Source organism: Actinoplanes siamensis (assembly GCF_016862395.1).
GTDB lineage: Bacteria > Actinomycetota > Actinomycetes > Mycobacteriales > Micromonosporaceae > Actinoplanes > Actinoplanes siamensis.
The window spans coordinates 89,243-103,096 of the sequence record NZ_BOMW01000051.1 but is presented as its reverse complement, the minus strand read 5'-3'; the positions used below and the strand labels follow the sequence as shown (position 1 = coordinate 103,096).

At 69.4% G+C, this 13,854-nt stretch carries 12 protein-coding genes; 8 read left to right on the top strand and 4 right to left on the bottom strand.

Annotation, left to right across the window (positions count from 1 at the left end; all coding sequences use genetic code 11):
* Positions 1–419 precede the first annotated feature (419 nt).
* The gene (locus tag Asi03nite_RS25525) at positions 420–665 is read left to right on the top strand and encodes a type II toxin-antitoxin system RelE/ParE family toxin (RefSeq protein WP_203682994.1); all 246 of its coding nucleotides are present in this window, start codon (positions 420–422) and stop codon (positions 663–665) included.
* Positions 666–1,351: 686 nt separating this feature from the next.
* Here the strand turns inward: Asi03nite_RS25525 and fabG are convergent.
* From fabG to Asi03nite_RS25510, 3 genes are all read right to left on the bottom strand, one after another.
* On the bottom strand, positions 1,352–2,119 hold the full coding sequence (gene fabG, locus Asi03nite_RS25520) for a 3-oxoacyl-ACP reductase FabG (protein ID WP_203682993.1): 768 nt from the start codon (positions 2,117–2,119) through the stop codon (positions 1,352–1,354).
* A 117-nt stretch (positions 2,120–2,236) separates the two neighbouring features.
* Positions 2,237–3,457: an acetyl-CoA C-acetyltransferase gene (locus Asi03nite_RS25515; protein ID WP_203682992.1), complete on the bottom strand. Its 1,221-nt coding sequence runs from the start codon at positions 3,455–3,457 to the stop codon at positions 2,237–2,239.
* 74 nt (positions 3,458–3,531) lie between these two features.
* Complete coding sequence (locus tag Asi03nite_RS25510) at positions 3,532–5,145, bottom strand: long-chain fatty acid--CoA ligase (RefSeq protein WP_203682991.1); 1,614 nt, start codon at positions 5,143–5,145, stop codon at positions 3,532–3,534.
* A 211-nt stretch (positions 5,146–5,356) separates the two neighbouring features.
* Between Asi03nite_RS25510 and Asi03nite_RS25505 the strand changes: the two genes are divergently transcribed.
* The 7 genes from Asi03nite_RS25505 to Asi03nite_RS25475 all read left to right on the top strand — a co-directional run bounded on the left by Asi03nite_RS25505 (position 5,357) and on the right by Asi03nite_RS25475 (position 12,440).
* Complete coding sequence (locus tag Asi03nite_RS25505) at positions 5,357–7,123, top strand: helix-turn-helix domain-containing protein (protein ID WP_203682990.1); 1,767 nt, start codon at positions 5,357–5,359, stop codon at positions 7,121–7,123.
* A 195-nt stretch (positions 7,124–7,318) separates the two neighbouring features.
* Positions 7,319–8,662, top strand: coding sequence for an MFS transporter (locus Asi03nite_RS25500; RefSeq protein ID WP_203682989.1), 1,344 nt, complete (start codon positions 7,319–7,321; stop codon positions 8,660–8,662).
* Entirely contained in the window at positions 8,659–10,287 is a 1,629-nt protein-coding gene (locus Asi03nite_RS25495) for a carboxylesterase/lipase family protein (RefSeq protein WP_203682988.1), read from the top strand. The genes Asi03nite_RS25500 and Asi03nite_RS25495 overlap by 4 nt, the downstream gene beginning before the upstream one ends.
* 257 nt (positions 10,288–10,544) lie before the next feature.
* Entirely contained in the window at positions 10,545–11,057 is a 513-nt protein-coding gene (locus Asi03nite_RS25490; protein WP_203682987.1) for a hypothetical protein, read from the top strand.
* 91 nt (positions 11,058–11,148) lie between these two features.
* Entirely contained in the window at positions 11,149–11,631 is a 483-nt protein-coding gene (locus Asi03nite_RS25485; protein ID WP_307834027.1) for an ArsR/SmtB family transcription factor, read from the top strand.
* Positions 11,631–12,062 (top strand): SRPBCC family protein, encoded by a 432-nt coding sequence (locus tag Asi03nite_RS25480; RefSeq protein WP_203682985.1) that lies wholly within the window; start codon positions 11,631–11,633, stop codon positions 12,060–12,062. The genes Asi03nite_RS25485 and Asi03nite_RS25480 overlap by 1 nt, the downstream gene beginning before the upstream one ends.
* A gap of 9 nt (positions 12,063–12,071) precedes the next feature.
* On the top strand, positions 12,072–12,440 hold the full coding sequence (locus Asi03nite_RS25475; RefSeq protein WP_239102916.1) for a nuclear transport factor 2 family protein: 369 nt from the start codon (positions 12,072–12,074) through the stop codon (positions 12,438–12,440).
* Between the two features lie 199 nt (positions 12,441–12,639).
* Here the strand turns inward: Asi03nite_RS25475 and Asi03nite_RS25470 are convergent, their stop codons facing one another.
* The gene (locus tag Asi03nite_RS25470) at positions 12,640–13,806 is read right to left on the bottom strand and encodes an acyl-CoA dehydrogenase family protein (RefSeq protein WP_203682984.1); all 1,167 of its coding nucleotides are present in this window, start codon (positions 13,804–13,806) and stop codon (positions 12,640–12,642) included.
* Between the last annotated feature and the right edge of the window lie 48 nt (positions 13,807–13,854).

Below are 13,854 nucleotides of genomic sequence, written 5' to 3'. Positions count from 1 at the left end.
AACGTTTGCATTCGAACCGCCTGTCAGGTCTGACAGGCGGTTCTTCTGTTGCTGGGTTGTCGTTGAGATGCTGGCGTCTGAGCTGTGCCGTTAGGTTTTGACAGGTTGTGGCAGGTCCGGATCGGCCCGGTTGCGAGGCGCAGATCGTCCCCAACGACTGGGCAGTCGGCAACCGCACCCATTCCGGTCCGCTCTCCGCCATCGAAGACGGTCGACGTTGTGCTATCACTCAGGCGAGGGACTCCGAGAGCCATCGTCTGGTGCGACCCTGTCGGGAGAGTCTTAGGGCAGGAGTTGGCGGAGATGGCGAACCGGCGGCGCGTGGCGGCCAATATCAAAGTCCGGCCGCCCGAGGTCGTCCCGATCAGTCCTGAGGATCACCAGCAGGCCGTCGCCGCGCTGACCGAGATGATCGAGCAGTGCTCGGTGAGCCGTACAGCAAGCATCTGCAGGGCGCGGTCCGCGAGCTGCGCTTCCACCTGGGGAGGGCCGCATGGCGGATCACCTACTGGCTTGCTCCGCAACGGCGGATCGTGCTGCTGACGGTGTTTCGCAAGACCCGTGACAGGGAGACAAGCGAGGTCGAGCGCGCCGTCGCCGCCCAGAAATTGTGCGAAGCCGAGCACCGGCCGGCGACCCACCTCTACGACCGTGAAGGGGAATAAAGCCTATCAAGGCACACTCATCGTCCGTGGTAGGCATTCTCACTCGTATAGCTCAGGAAGACGGCCACCGAGGTACCAGCGCTCGTTGGCGGCGCGGCGAGGAACTCCGCGGCCCGGTGGACTCGACGCCGGGGAACAGACCGGGGCCTGGGTTGGCCGTCATGATCCACGAGTTGGAGCCCCGGCCCGTCAGAACCGCAGCGCTGGTGCTGATGGTGATCGGATCAGCCCCTGGCGGCGCTATGGCGGCTGGGTGGTGAGCCGGTCAGGCTGTGCGTCGGCGTACCGCCGGAAACATCACAACCGGCCCCTGAACTGCGGGAACGCGGTTCGGATTCTGCCACGTATGGTCCACCAAAGTCTTAGCAGGTCAGCGGCCCGTCACCGAAATATCGGTGACGGGCCGCTGCTGTTTTGCTGCTCACTGTGGGAGCAGAATGGGAGCGCTGCGGCGGGCGAGGATCGCGCGCCCTCAACGCGACGGGCAGCAGCCACGCGACCTGTGCTGCCTGCGCAAGTCCCCGGTACCCCGCCGTGAGCGCACCCGATCCGGACCGGCGGCCATCGGTACGACCTCGTCGACCTGGAGATCCTCGAACAGCGCGACCGGGGACGTCTACGCCACCTCAGCCCGCGCGGCACTTCGCGGTCGCTCCCGGTGGTCGCCGCCGTGACCGAGCACAGCCTCAGTCGAGTGGTCCGCCGGCGACGTACATGACCTGGCCGGACACGAATCCGGCGGCCTCGCTGGTGAAGAAGGCGATGGCGTTGGCGATGTCATCGGGCGTCCCGACGCGCCGGACCGGGATCTGGGCGGCGTACTCGGCCTGGTAGGCCTGGAAGCTCATGCCGACACGGCCGGCGGTTGCCTTGGTCATGTCGGTGACGATGAAGCCGGGGGCGACGGTGTTGGCGGTGACGCCGAACGGGCCGAGTTCTATGGCGAGAGTCTTGGTGAATCCTTGCAGGCCGGCTTTGGCCGCGGCGTAGTTGGCCTGGCCGCGGTTGCCGAGGGCGGAGGATGACGACAGGTTCACGATCCGGCCGAACCCGGCGTCCACCATGTGCTTCTGGACCGCTCGGGTCATCAGGAACGCGCCGCGCAGGTGCACGCTCATGACGGTGTCCCAGTCGAGGGCGCTCATCTTGAACACCAGGTTGTCGCGGATCACCCCGGCGTTGTTGACCAGGATGGTGGGGGAGCCGAGCACCTCAGCCGTGCGTGCGACGGCGGTGTTCACCTGCGCTTCGTCGCCGACGTCGCAGCTCACGGCGATGGCTGTGCCGCCGCTGGCGGTGATCTTCTCGACGGTGCCGGCGCAGGCGGACTCGTCCAGGTCGATGACCGCGACGGCGTGGCCTTGCCCGGACAACCGGATCGCGGTGGCGGCGCCGATGCCGCGGGCGGCCCCGGTGACGATGGCCACGCGCTGTTCGGTGGTTGATGTGCTCATGTCTCCTCCGTCCCGGGGCGTCGCCCGGTGTCGTCGTGCTGGTTGTGCCCGTGTCCCTGTCGCCGGGACGCGGCGGCCGGCGTTCCCGTGGGCGCGGCGCCGGTGTCCTGTCGGGTGTCAGCTGAGCCGTTCGATGATCATGGCCATGCCCTGGCCGCCGCCTACGCACATGGTTTCCAGGCCGAATTGCTTGTCGTGGTACTGCAGGCTGTTGATGAGGGTGGCGGTGAGGCGTGCTCCGGTCATGCCGTAGGGGTGGCCTACGGCGATGGCGCCACCGTTGATGTTCAGCTTGTCCAGGTCGATGCCCAGGTCCCGGTATGAGGGGATGACCTGCGCGGCGAACGCCTCGTTGATCTCGACCAGGTCGATGTCGCCGATGGTCAGCCCGGCGCGGGACAGCGCCTGCCGGGACGCCTCGACCGGCCCGAGGCCCATGATCTCGGGGGAGAGGCCGGTGACGCCGGTGGAGACGATGCGCGCCAGCGGGGTCAGGCCGAGTTGGCGCGCCTTGGTGTCGCTCATGATCACGAGGGCGGCCGCGCCGTCATTCAGGGGGCAGCAGTTCCCGGCCGTGATCATGCCGTCGGGGCGGAAGGCCGGCTTCAGGCCGGCGACGTCATCGAGGGTGACGCCGCTGCGCGGGCCGTCGTCGTGTGTCACCACCGTGCCGTCGGGCAGCGTGACCGGGGTGATTTCGCGCTGCCAGAAGCCCTTGGCGAGGGCTTGCTCGGCGAGGTTCTGCGAGCGTACGCCGAACTCGTCCATGTCGCGGCGGGTCACGCCTTTGAACCGGGCCAGGTTCTCGGCGGTCTGCCCCATCGCGATGTAGGCGTCCGGGATCAGGCCGTCCGCACGCGGGTCGTGCCAGCCCGCGCCGTCGGCGGCGGCGGTTTTCCGGGTACGCGCCTGCGCTGGCGCGAACAGCGGGTTGTGGGTGCCGGGCAGGTCGTCGGAGGAACCTTTGCCGAAGCGGGAAACCGTCTCGACGCCGGCGGAGACGAACACCTCGCCCTCGCCGGCCTTGATGGCGTGCAGGGCCATGCGGGACGTCTGCAGGGACGAGGAACAGTAGCGAGTGATCGTGCAGCCGGGCAGGTGGTCCATGCCCATCTGCACGGCCACGATCCTGGCCAGGTTGTGGCCCTGTTCGCCGCCGGGCAGGCCGCAACCGAGCATGAGGTCGTCGATGTCCCTCGGGTCCAGCTCGGGAATCTTGGCCAGGGCCGCCTGGATGATCGTGGCGGTCAGGTCGTCCGGGCGCAGGTCTTTCAGCGATCCCTTGACGGCGCGGCCGATCGGTGAGCGGGCAGTGGAGACGATCACGGCGTCGGGCATGAGAGCTCCTGGGGAGTGGACGGGGTCGAACGAGGACGGCGACGCTGCTGCGGGAGTAGGGGCGCGGCGCGGCTTCATGCCGTGTGCAGCGACTCCCGCAGGGTCTGCTTGGACAGCTTGCCCGTCCCGGTCAGGGGAAGGGTGTCGAGCAGGATGAAGTCGTCCGGCATCCACCAGGAGGCGATCCGGCGGGACAGGTGCTCACGCAGCTCATCGACCGCCGTGTCCGAGCCGGCGCGCAGGACGACGAACGCGACCGGGCGCTCTACCCAGGTGGGATGGTCCCGGGCCACGACGGCGACCTGTTCGACGTCCGGGTGGGTGGCGATGGCCGCCTCCAGCTCGACCGAGGAGATCCACTCGCCGCCCGACTTGATCAGGTCCTTGATCCGGTCGACAAGCCGCAGGTAGCCTTGCTCGTCGATGCTGGCCAGGTCGCCGGTGCGCAGCCAGCCGTCAGCGGTGAAGCTGTCGGCCCCCGCGTCTTTGAAGTAGCCGGCCGCCACCCACGGTCCGGCGACCTGCAACTCACCGACCGCCCGCCCGTCGTGCGGCCGGGGCTCGCCGGTGTCGACGTCGATGATGCGTACGCTCACCAGCGGTGCAGGCTGGCCCTGCGCCGACGCGACAAGCTTGCGCGCGTCGGGGTCGAGGTCGTCGTGCTGACTGCGCAGACCGCCGATCGCGCCCACGGGGCTGACCTCTGTCATTCCCCACGAGTGGGTGATGGGAACTCCGACGGCCGCCTCGTAGGCCGCCGACAGTTGCGGGGTGACCACCGACCCGCCGCCGAGCAGGAGGCGCAGCGAGGAGCAGTCCCGGTTTTCCAGCGCGGGCAGCAGGCCGGTCCAGACGGTGGGAACGGCGGCCGCCACGGTGACCCGGTGCGCCTGGATCAGGCCGGCCAGGTGCGCGGGGTCGGCCGAGGGGCCGGGCAGCACGAGATCCGCGCCTGCCATGAGCGCGCCGTAGGGCAGCCCCCACGCGTTCGCGTGGAACATGGGTACGACCGGCAGGACCACATCGCGTTCGCTGATGCCGATCAGCCCTGCCGCCAGAGTGCCCAGGCAGTGCAGGACCGTCGACCGGTGGCTGTACAGCACGCCCTTGGGACGCCCGGTCGTTCCGGAGGTGTAGCACAGCCCCGCCGCCAGGTTCTCCTCCGCGCCGCTGAAGGCGGCCTCGAACGAGCCCTCGACGGGTGGGGCCGCGGCAAGCAGATCGTCGTAGTGGTGGAAGCGCGCGTCGCCGGGCAGCGCGTGGTCGGTGCCGTCGGGAAAGATCACCCAGTGCCGTACGCCGGGCAACCGGTCCAGGCACGCCTCGATCAGCGGCAGGTGCCGCCGGTCGAGGAAGACCACGTCGTCACCGGCGTGCTCGATGATGTAGACGAGGTGCTCGGCCGGCAGCCGGATGTTGAGCGTGTGCAGGACGCGTTTGCTGATCGGGACCGCGGCGTACACCTCCAGGTGCCGCCGGTGGTTGGCCGCCAGCGTGGCGACCCGGGCTCCCGGCGCGACCTGCAGCGCGGTGAGCGCGGAGGTCAGGCGGCGTACCCGGCGAGCCCACGCGCGGTAGGGGGTCCGGGTCCCATCGGCGTCGACGACGTGCTTGTGCCCGAACAACGTCTCGGCCCGCTCGAACAGGTGCGCGATCGTCAACGGTCGCGGCTGCATGAGCCCGTCCATGTCCAGCTCTCCTCCCCATCGCCGCGGGAGCGCGGGCGACATCCCGGCCACGGACCGGCCAGCAAGTGGTCGGCCAACCGTAAGAGCGCGGATCGGCACACAGGGAGGTACGCTCCGCCCCCATCTACGGCGTCGCAGGTGGATGAATCATCCACCGGCCCGCCGGTAGCATCGGCCGTCCGAGCCGCCCCTCGACGAAACGATGCCGATCATGAGCGAACGACCAGACGCCGGATCCCGGCCCAGCCGCGAGCGGGAGCTGGCCTCGCTGTACGCCACGGCGAGGTCCCTGACCGCGCTGGGCGACGTCGAGGACGTGCTGGAATCGATCGTCCGGCACGCCCACGACCTGATCGGCACGGACTTCACCTACCTGTCGCTGCTCGGCGACGACGGCACGCTGAGCATCACGGCCAGCGAGGGCACCATCTCGGCGGCCTTCCGGTCGGCGCGCATCCCGCCGCACACCGGGCTGGGCAGCAAGGTGGTCGACACACGCGCCGCTCACTGGGTCGAGCACTACTTCGAGGGCGGGCACCTGCGGCACGATCCCGGCTTCGACGCGGTGGTCGACAGCGAAGGGCTGGTGGCGCTGCTCGGCGTACCCCTGCTGGCACGAGACCGGGTGATCGGTGCCCTGTTCGCCGCCCACCGCAGCCGGCGCCGGTTCCGCACCGACGAGATCGCCCTGCTCAGCGCCTTCGCCGACCACGCCGCGATCGCCCTGGACAACGCGCGGCTGTACGAGCAGAGCCGCGGCGCGCTGGCTGAGCTGCGATCCGCCTACCGGACCATCGAGGAACAGATGGCGGTGATGCAGCGGGCCCAGGCCGTGCACGAGGCGCTGACCGGCGTTGTCCTGGCAGGCGGCGGCCCGCTCGTGGTGGCCAGCGAACTCGCCGGGCAGATGGGCGGCCAGGTCGAGATTCTGGACCGCGACGGCGCCCTGCTGGCCCGCGGCGGCGCCGAAGACCCCGCGAGCCGCGAGCCGGGCAGCGACGAGGTGATCGCCGGCGTCATCGAGCAGGCCCGCCGTACCGGGCGTGCGGCCACCGTGCCCGGACCGGACGGCCGGCGCCACAGCGCGGCGACGGTTCGGGCCGGGGACAGCCTGCTGGGCACGGTGGTGTGGAGCCACAGCCAGCAACCGTCGGCCGTGGACGCCCGCAGCCTGGAACTGGCGACCCACGTCGTCGGGTTGCTGATCCTCAAGGACAACGCGGTGGCCGACGCGGCCGAACGGCTCAGCGGCGAGTTGCTCACCGAACTCATCGTTGCCGGCCCCCAGGTCAGCGCCACGCAGCGTACGCGCGCCCGCTCCCGCGGGGTCGACCTCGACGCTCTGAATGTGGTGGTCATCGCCAGTGCCGACGGTGCCTCCGCCGCCAGCCTGGTACGCCACCTGCACCCCATCGCCCGGCAGGAGGCGGGCCTCGCCGGCGAGCACCTCGGCCGAGCGGTGCTGATCGCCGCGGCCGGGCCGGCCGAAGCGTTCGCCCGGGCCGTCCACCAGCGGCTGCGCGCCGCATCAGGCCAGCCCGTCACGGTCGTCTGCGAACGTGTCACCGGGCACGACTGGGCGCGGGCGGTCTCGCGCGCGGCCGGGTGCACGGCCGTGGTCCGGCATCTGGGGGCGCGGGATCTGGGAACCACCACTGACCGGTTCGCGCTCTACGCGCTGGCTTTCGACGCCGACCGCCGCGACGAGCTCGACCGTTTTCTCGCCGACGCGATCGGCCCGCTGCTGGACTACGACACCAAGCGATCCACCGATCTCGTGGTCACGCTGGACGCCTACTTCGGCAACGACGGCAACCTGCGCCGAACCGCCCAGGCCCTGCAGGTCCATCTCAACACTCTGCTCAAACGGCTCGACCGGGCCGCCGACGTCCTGGGCCACGACTGGCGGGCCGCTGACGACCTTCCGCTGCGCCTGGCCATCCGGCTGGAATGCCTGCGGCGCGCCGTCCTGCGGTAGTTCTTCTTTCCACCACTCCGCTGACAACTGTGGATGGATTTCACCTCTGACGCGGATGGGCCGCTCCTTACAGTGATGGCGACCACATGGGGGATGCGGAGAACCGCTTGACAGAGGAGATCATGTGAGGAATAGAGGAGCCCTCCGCCGCATGCGGTGCGGCAGCCTTCGGGCCGGCAGCACCGGAGACGCGTCGTGACCCGGCCGCAGGCCTCGCCCGACGACCCTGACCAGCTCCACGCCAGCGCCAGCCGCAAGGCGGCGTTGCGCCTGCTGCCAATCCTGTGCCTGGTCTACTTCATGGCCTTCGTCGACCGCACCAACGTCGGCCTCTCCAAGACCGCCCTCGGCGCCGACGTGGGGATCAGCGTCGCCGCCTTCGGCGCCGGCGCCGGCATCTTCTTCCTGAGCTACGCGCTGCTGGAGGTGCCCAGCAACCTGATCATGTACCGGGTCGGGCCGCGCCGCTGGATCACCCGCATCGCGCTCACCTGGGGCACGATCTGCGCTTGCATGATGTTCGTGCAGGGCGAGATGTCGTTCTACATCCTGCGGTTCCTCCTGGGAGCGGCCGAGGCCGGTCTGTACCCCGCCCTGATGTACGTCGTCACCCTCTGGTTCTCCCAGAAGCAGCGGGTGAGCGTGGTCGGGATCCTGTACCTGGCCGTGTGCGCCGGCCTCGGGCTCGGAGCCCCGCTGGGCGGGGCCATCATGGAACTGCACGGCGCCGGCGGGATGTACGGCTGGCAGTGGATGTTCCTCATCGAGGGCCTGATCACCCTCGTGGTCGCCGGCATCTTCTGGCGCATGGTGCCCGACCGGCCTTCGGACGCGAAATGGCTGTCAGCGCGGGAAGCCGCGGTACTCGACGAGCGGGCCGCGGCGGTCGGCGCGTCGGCGCACACCACCTTGAGGGGCAACCTCATGGTGGCGTTCGGACGGCCCTTCATCCTCGCGCTTGCGGTGATCTACTTCGCCAACCAGATCAACAGCGTGGCGATCCAGTACAACTTCCCCTCTATCGTGCAGAGCCTCGGTGTCCGGGGCTCGTTCAACATCGGCGTGGTCAGCGGCAGCATCGGCATCGGCGCTCTCATCGGCGTGCTGGTGATTCCCTGGCTGCACCGCCGGGCCACCGGCGAGCTCACCGTCCTCACCGGCGTCACCGTGGCCACCGCCGTCGTGGCCGCCATCTACACCGTCACCGACGGTGCCGTCGCCCGCATCCTGCTGATCGACGTCGCGATGATGCTGCTCATCGGGGTCCTGCCGCTGTACTGGTCGGTGGCCATGGCACGGATGTCCGGGCTCATGGCAGCCGCGGGACTGGCGTTCATCAACACCGTCGGCCTGCTCGGCGGCTTCACCGGCCCCTACCTGTACGGCTACGCCGAGGGCCTGGGCAGCGAGGCGGGCGGCCACGCCGTACTCCTGGGCGCCGCCGGGCTCGGCATGCTGCTGCTTCCGCTGCTGGCGCTCGCGATCCGCGCCGAGGGCCGCAAGCTCACCGCCACCCCCCTGATGGAGGACGCACGATGATGATCAGACGTGTCCTCACCGGATTCGTCGGCCTGACCCTCGCGGCCGTGTCGATCGCCCCGGCAGCGGCCGCAAGCCGCGACAGCGCCGTGCTGCGGCACACCGACCTCGGCACGATCAAGGGCAACGACCAGAGCCGGTCGACCGGAACCTACACGTGGCTGGGCATTCCCTACGCGGAACCACCCGTCGGCCCGCTGCGTTGGCACGCACCGCTCACGCACCAGCCGTGGAGCGGCGTGCGCCACACCACCGCCTACGGCAACGGCTGTATCCAGCAGGGCCGGCTTTTCAGCCCGGCACCCAGCGGCCCCCATTACGGGCTCGACATCCGCGACGGTCTGGGCCAGCCCGTCGGCGCCGAGGACTGCCTCACCCTCAACGTCTACCGCCCCGCCACCAGGCAGAAGAAGCTCCCGGTCATCGTGTTCGTCCACGGCGGCAGCAACGTGGTGGGCTACTCCGCCGACCCGATGTACGACGGCAATGCCCTCGCGCGCACCGCCAACGCCGTGGTCGTCACCATCAACTACCGGCTCGGCTCCTTCGGATGGCTCGACCTGCCCCAGCTCAAGACCGGCGACCCGGCCAACGACTCGGGCAACTTCGCAACACTGGACCAGATCGAGGCCCTGCGCTTCGTGCACCGCAACATCGCGGCCTTCGGCGGCGACGCCGCCAACGTGACCGCCATGGGCGAGTCGGCCGGTGCCGTCAACGTCTGGGCGCTGCTGGTGTCGCCGCTGGCCAAGGGCCTGATCGACAAGGTGATCCCGCTCAGCGGTGGCCTGCTGTTCGCCACCCCCGCCCAGGCCCGCACCTACGCCGACGCTCTGGTTACCGCGGCGGTCGGAAGCTCCGGGAACCGTGACGAGGACGTTCGCCGCCTACGGCAGCTGCCCGCCGCCGACGTCATCCGCGCCCAGATCGCCCGCGGCGCCGTCGTCGGCGACCCGCCGGCGGTGATCGCCGACGGCACGGTCCTGCCAACCGACTACCACGCCGCCATCACGACGGGAGCCTTCGCCGGCATCCCCGTCCTGGCCGGCAACACCCTCGAGGAAGGCAAGCTGTTCGGAGCCGTCCTGGGCGCCTACCGGCCGAGCGACTACGAACGCTTCACCCGCCAATACTTCTTCAACCCCAACAAACCCTCACCGTACGCGGTGCGCGACTTCATCAACGACCGCTACCTTCCGGTCGACGCCCCCGACGGCTGGAACGCGGCGTCGAAACAGCTGGGCGATGCCATCTTCGCCGGTATCGTCCGCGACTCGATGAACGCCATGCAGGCCGCCGGGAACAAGAACCTGTACTACTACCAGTTCGGCTGGAACCAGCAGCCGGCGCCGTTCGACGCCGTCTACGGCGCCAGCCACGCCATCGACCTGCCGTTCGTCTTCGGCACCTTCGACCGGGGCGTGTTCGCGTTCGCGTTCAGCCGTCGCAACGCCCCCGGCCGGCTGCAGCTGTCCGGGCTGATGATGGACAGCATCGCCGCGTTCGTGCGCACCGGACGACCACACCAGAACGTCCTCGGCACACGGTGGGAACAGTGGCCGCGCAGCCTCGTCCTCGACGCCGGAGACCGGGCCGCGACCGCCGCACCGGGATCGGTCGGCTGACTCGTTCGGGCCGGCCGCCGTGCCGTGCCGGCGTCTCGACCGCGGGTGGCGCCGCAGCCGAGACGCCGGCCACGCGAGGTCGACGGTTTCGAGCATTCGGTCGATGCCGTCACGTACCGAGATGACCTGCCCAGCGCTGCTTTGTTTGGGCAGGTAGAAGGGACACCGGGCGCAGGTCGGGCAGCCTCGGTCGGCGGGCCCCGATCGCGACGGAGCGCAGGTCTGCCGCATCGGCGCGGTCTGGCAACATGGGCTGCATGATCGACTCCCTGAGACTGATCAAGTCCGTACCGGAAGCGTCGTGGCTTCCCTCGGGGAGCACCGCTGAGGTCTGGGTCGGTGCCGACATCGAGGTTCCCGAGCCCGCCGTGATCGTGCGTCTTCTTGTGCAGCGCAAAACCGGAGCCGGGCGGGAGTTGTTCTGCATCCGAACGCCCAAGGGCTTCGACATCCCCACGGTGTTTCTCGGCGGTGAGGACGGCTGGCGTCCGGCGTCGAAGGGGGTCGCCGAACTGACATCGCAATACCTGGTCGGCGGCGCTTCTACTCAGTGTGTCGGTTTTGTTCGGAATGTCGTGCCGGTCCCGGATGAGACGTATCGTTTGCCGGCACCGTTCGCGCACGTGCCCGTCTTCGCGCCACGGGATTCGACAGTGGTCCCGCCGGAGGGTGCCGGAACGTGGATCGGCGCTCCCGACGCTCCCTCCTTTCTGGCAGAACGCCATTGGTGGCCCATCGCATGCGAGGTGTTGGGCTGGTCGCAACGGTAGGGAGCGCTGATCGGGCGAGTTTCGTGTGCTCCCACGGCTTGTCGACTGCGGCGCCGGCCGGCGGCATCGTGCGAGCTGGACCGTGACCTCGATGGCTTTATCCCCCGTTGAGGTGGAACGGCAGGAACGCTGCGGTCGTGACCGCAAAGCGACTGGCGAACAGCGCCGGTGTAACCACGTATACAAACGTGTCCTTGTTAAAGCGATCGTTTGTGTTAAGGTGGGCGTCATGCCTGCCGCCACCACGACTCCAGTCGTGGACCTCGACGCCGCCTTCGCCGCGCTCGGCGACCCGGTCCGCCGCGCTCTGGTCAGTCGACTCGCTCACGGTGATGCGACCGTCGGGGAACTCGCTGAACCCTTCGACCTGACCCAGCAGGCGATCTCGCACCACATCGGTGTCCTCCGGCGGTGCGGCCTGGTAGAGCAACGACGAGAGGGCACCAGGCGGCCCTGCCGGCTGAGAACCGCCCAACTCGCACAGCTGAGCACGTGGATCGACGAGCAACGCCGAGCCTGGCACGACCGGCTCGACGCCCTGGAGCAACATCTGTCCGACGAGGCGGCCCGATGATGCGGGCGCAACTCACCGGCGACGAACTGATCGCCCGACGCCGTCTCGCCACCGAACCCGAACGGATCTGGACCGCTTTCACCACACCGGCAAGCATCGCCGCCTTCTGGGGCGGGTCACATGCGCGGGTACCGCCCGAATCCGTAACAGTTGATCTGCGACCCGGCGGCGAGTTCGCCCTCGACACCTGTGCACCCACCGGCGCCACCCGACGACTTCGATTCGTATACGTGAGCATCACCGCTCCACGTGAACTGGTGTTCGACGAGCCTGTCACCGGACTCCGCACAACCGTGACCATCACTCGCGCCGCCGAGGGCACGGACCTGACGATTCACCAGCGCCGGCTTCCCCCGGAACTGCGGACGGCACAAGCAGCCGACGGGCTCACCTCGATCCTCGACGCGCTGGCCGCGTACCTGCGGCACTGACACACCAGAATGGAGACCGCCATGGCAGCAACCACCCAGCGCGAACTCGTCGAGGAATACTTCGCCGGGTTCCGCGACAGCGATCACTCACGGATCCTGGCGACCCTCACCGACGACGTGGAATGGATCATCCACGGCCACCGAAGCACTCGAGGCAAAGCCGAGTTCGACGGCGAGATCGAGAACCCGGCCTTCGTCGGCAGCCCCGAACTCGAGGTACAGCGGGTCTTCGAGGACGGCCCGGTCGTCGTCACGACCGGCGAGGGCCGCGGTGCCAGCGTTGAGCACGGCCCCTTCCGCTTCGCCTTCAACGACCTGTTCACCTTCCGCAACGGGCTCATCACCCGCGTTGACTCCTACGTCGTCCCGCTGTCCTGAGCTTCACCCGTGAAACCACGGCGTCTCGGATCGCCGTCGACGTGTGAACCGCGCCCACCCGCCGAGCGCCCCCGCACCCCGGACCGCCGGCCGAAACCCGCCGGACGGCCGCCAGGGGTGTCTCGGGCGCGTTGAGGAACCTCTGGCTGGCAGCCAGGGGTGTCTCGGGGGCCGGCGGCGGGGTGCCGGATGTCGTGGGTCAGCGGTAGGCGGCGTGGCCGGTCAGGGCCTGGCCGATCACCAGGGTGTGGATCTCCGAGGTGCCCTCGTAGGTGAGGACCGACTCCAGGTTGTTGGCGTGCCGCAGCGGCGGGTACTCCAGCGTGATCCCGCTGCCGCCCAGGACGGTCCGGCACTCCCGGGCGATGGCCAGCGCCTTGCGGACGTTGTTCAGCTTGCCGACGCTGACCTGGTGCGGCTTGATCGTGCCGGCGTCCTTCAACCGGCCCAGGTGGACGGCGAGCAGCGCGGCCGTGTTCAGATCGACAGCCATGTTCGCCAGCTTCTCCTGGGTGAGCTGGAAGGCGGCGATCGGCCGGTCGAACTGCACTCGGGTGTTCGCGTAGTCCAGCGCCGTCCGCAGGCAGTCCCGGGCCGCGCCGGCGGCGCCGAAGATGATCCCGAACCGGGCCTCGTTCAGGCAGCTCAGCGGGGCGCCGAGACCGTGCGCGCCGGGCAGCCGGGCGGAGTCGGGCAGCCGCACCTCGTCCAGGACCAGCTCGCCGGTGATCGAGGCGCGCAGGGAGAGCTTCTGCTTGATGGTGCGCGTGGTGAATCCGGGCGTCCCGCGCGGGACCAGGAAGCCGCGGATGCCGTCCTCGGTCTGCGCCCAGACGGTGGCGACGTCCGCGATGCTGCCGTTGGTGATCCACATCTTGGTGCCGGTGAGGATCCAGTCGGATCCGTCCCGGACGGCCCGGGTGCGCATGTTGGCCGGGTCGCTGCCGAAGTCCGGCTCGGTCAGGCCGAAGCAGCCGATCGCCTCGCCCGCCGCCATCCGGGGCAGCCACTCCTGCTTCTGCTCCTCCGAGCCGTACCTCCGGATGGAGAACATCGCGAGGGATCCCTGCACGGACACGAAGCTGCGCAGGCCGGAGTCGCCGGCCTCCAGCTCCAGACACGCCAGGCCGTAGGCGACCGCGCTGGTCCCGGCACAGCCGTAACCCTCCAGATGCATCCCGAGCACGCCGAGTTTGCCCAGTTCCGGAGCCAGCTCGCGGGGGAACGTGCCGGCCTCGAACCACTGGGCCACGTGGGGCCGGACGTGCTCGGCGACGAACCGCGCCACGGTCTCCTGGATCTGCCGCTCCTCGTCGCTCAACAGGCCGGCGATGTCGAGCAGCTCGAGCGGGTCGGTGAGGGCCATGCGTCCTCCAGAGGTATGCGGCGCACCGGATTCAGCGATGGTACGGGC

Excerpts from the sequence above, each read along its gene's own strand:
- Asi03nite_RS25515 (WP_203682992.1), bottom strand. The coding sequence starts at position 3,457 with ATGCCCGACGCCGTGATCGTCTCCACTGCCCGCTCACCGATCGGCCGC.
- Asi03nite_RS25480 (WP_203682985.1), top strand. The coding sequence starts at position 11,631 with ATGCGGGCGCAACTCACCGGCGACGAACTGATCGCCCGACGCCGTCTC.
- fabG (WP_203682993.1), bottom strand. The coding sequence starts at position 2,119 with ATGAGCACATCAACCACCGAACAGCGCGTGGCCATCGTCACCGGGGCC.
- Asi03nite_RS25490 (WP_203682987.1), top strand. The coding sequence starts at position 10,545 with ATGATCGACTCCCTGAGACTGATCAAGTCCGTACCGGAAGCGTCGTGG.
- Asi03nite_RS25485 (WP_307834027.1), top strand. The coding sequence starts at position 11,149 with ATGGCTTTATCCCCCGTTGAGGTGGAACGGCAGGAACGCTGCGGTCGT.
- Asi03nite_RS25470 (WP_203682984.1), bottom strand. The coding sequence starts at position 13,806 with ATGGCCCTCACCGACCCGCTCGAGCTGCTCGACATCGCCGGCCTGTTG.
- Asi03nite_RS25475 (WP_239102916.1), top strand. The coding sequence starts at position 12,072 with ATGGAGACCGCCATGGCAGCAACCACCCAGCGCGAACTCGTCGAGGAA.
- Asi03nite_RS25495 (WP_203682988.1), top strand. The coding sequence starts at position 8,659 with ATGATGATCAGACGTGTCCTCACCGGATTCGTCGGCCTGACCCTCGCG.
- Asi03nite_RS25505 (WP_203682990.1), top strand. The coding sequence starts at position 5,357 with ATGAGCGAACGACCAGACGCCGGATCCCGGCCCAGCCGCGAGCGGGAG.
- Asi03nite_RS25510 (WP_203682991.1), bottom strand. The coding sequence starts at position 5,145 with ATGGACGGGCTCATGCAGCCGCGACCGTTGACGATCGCGCACCTGTTC.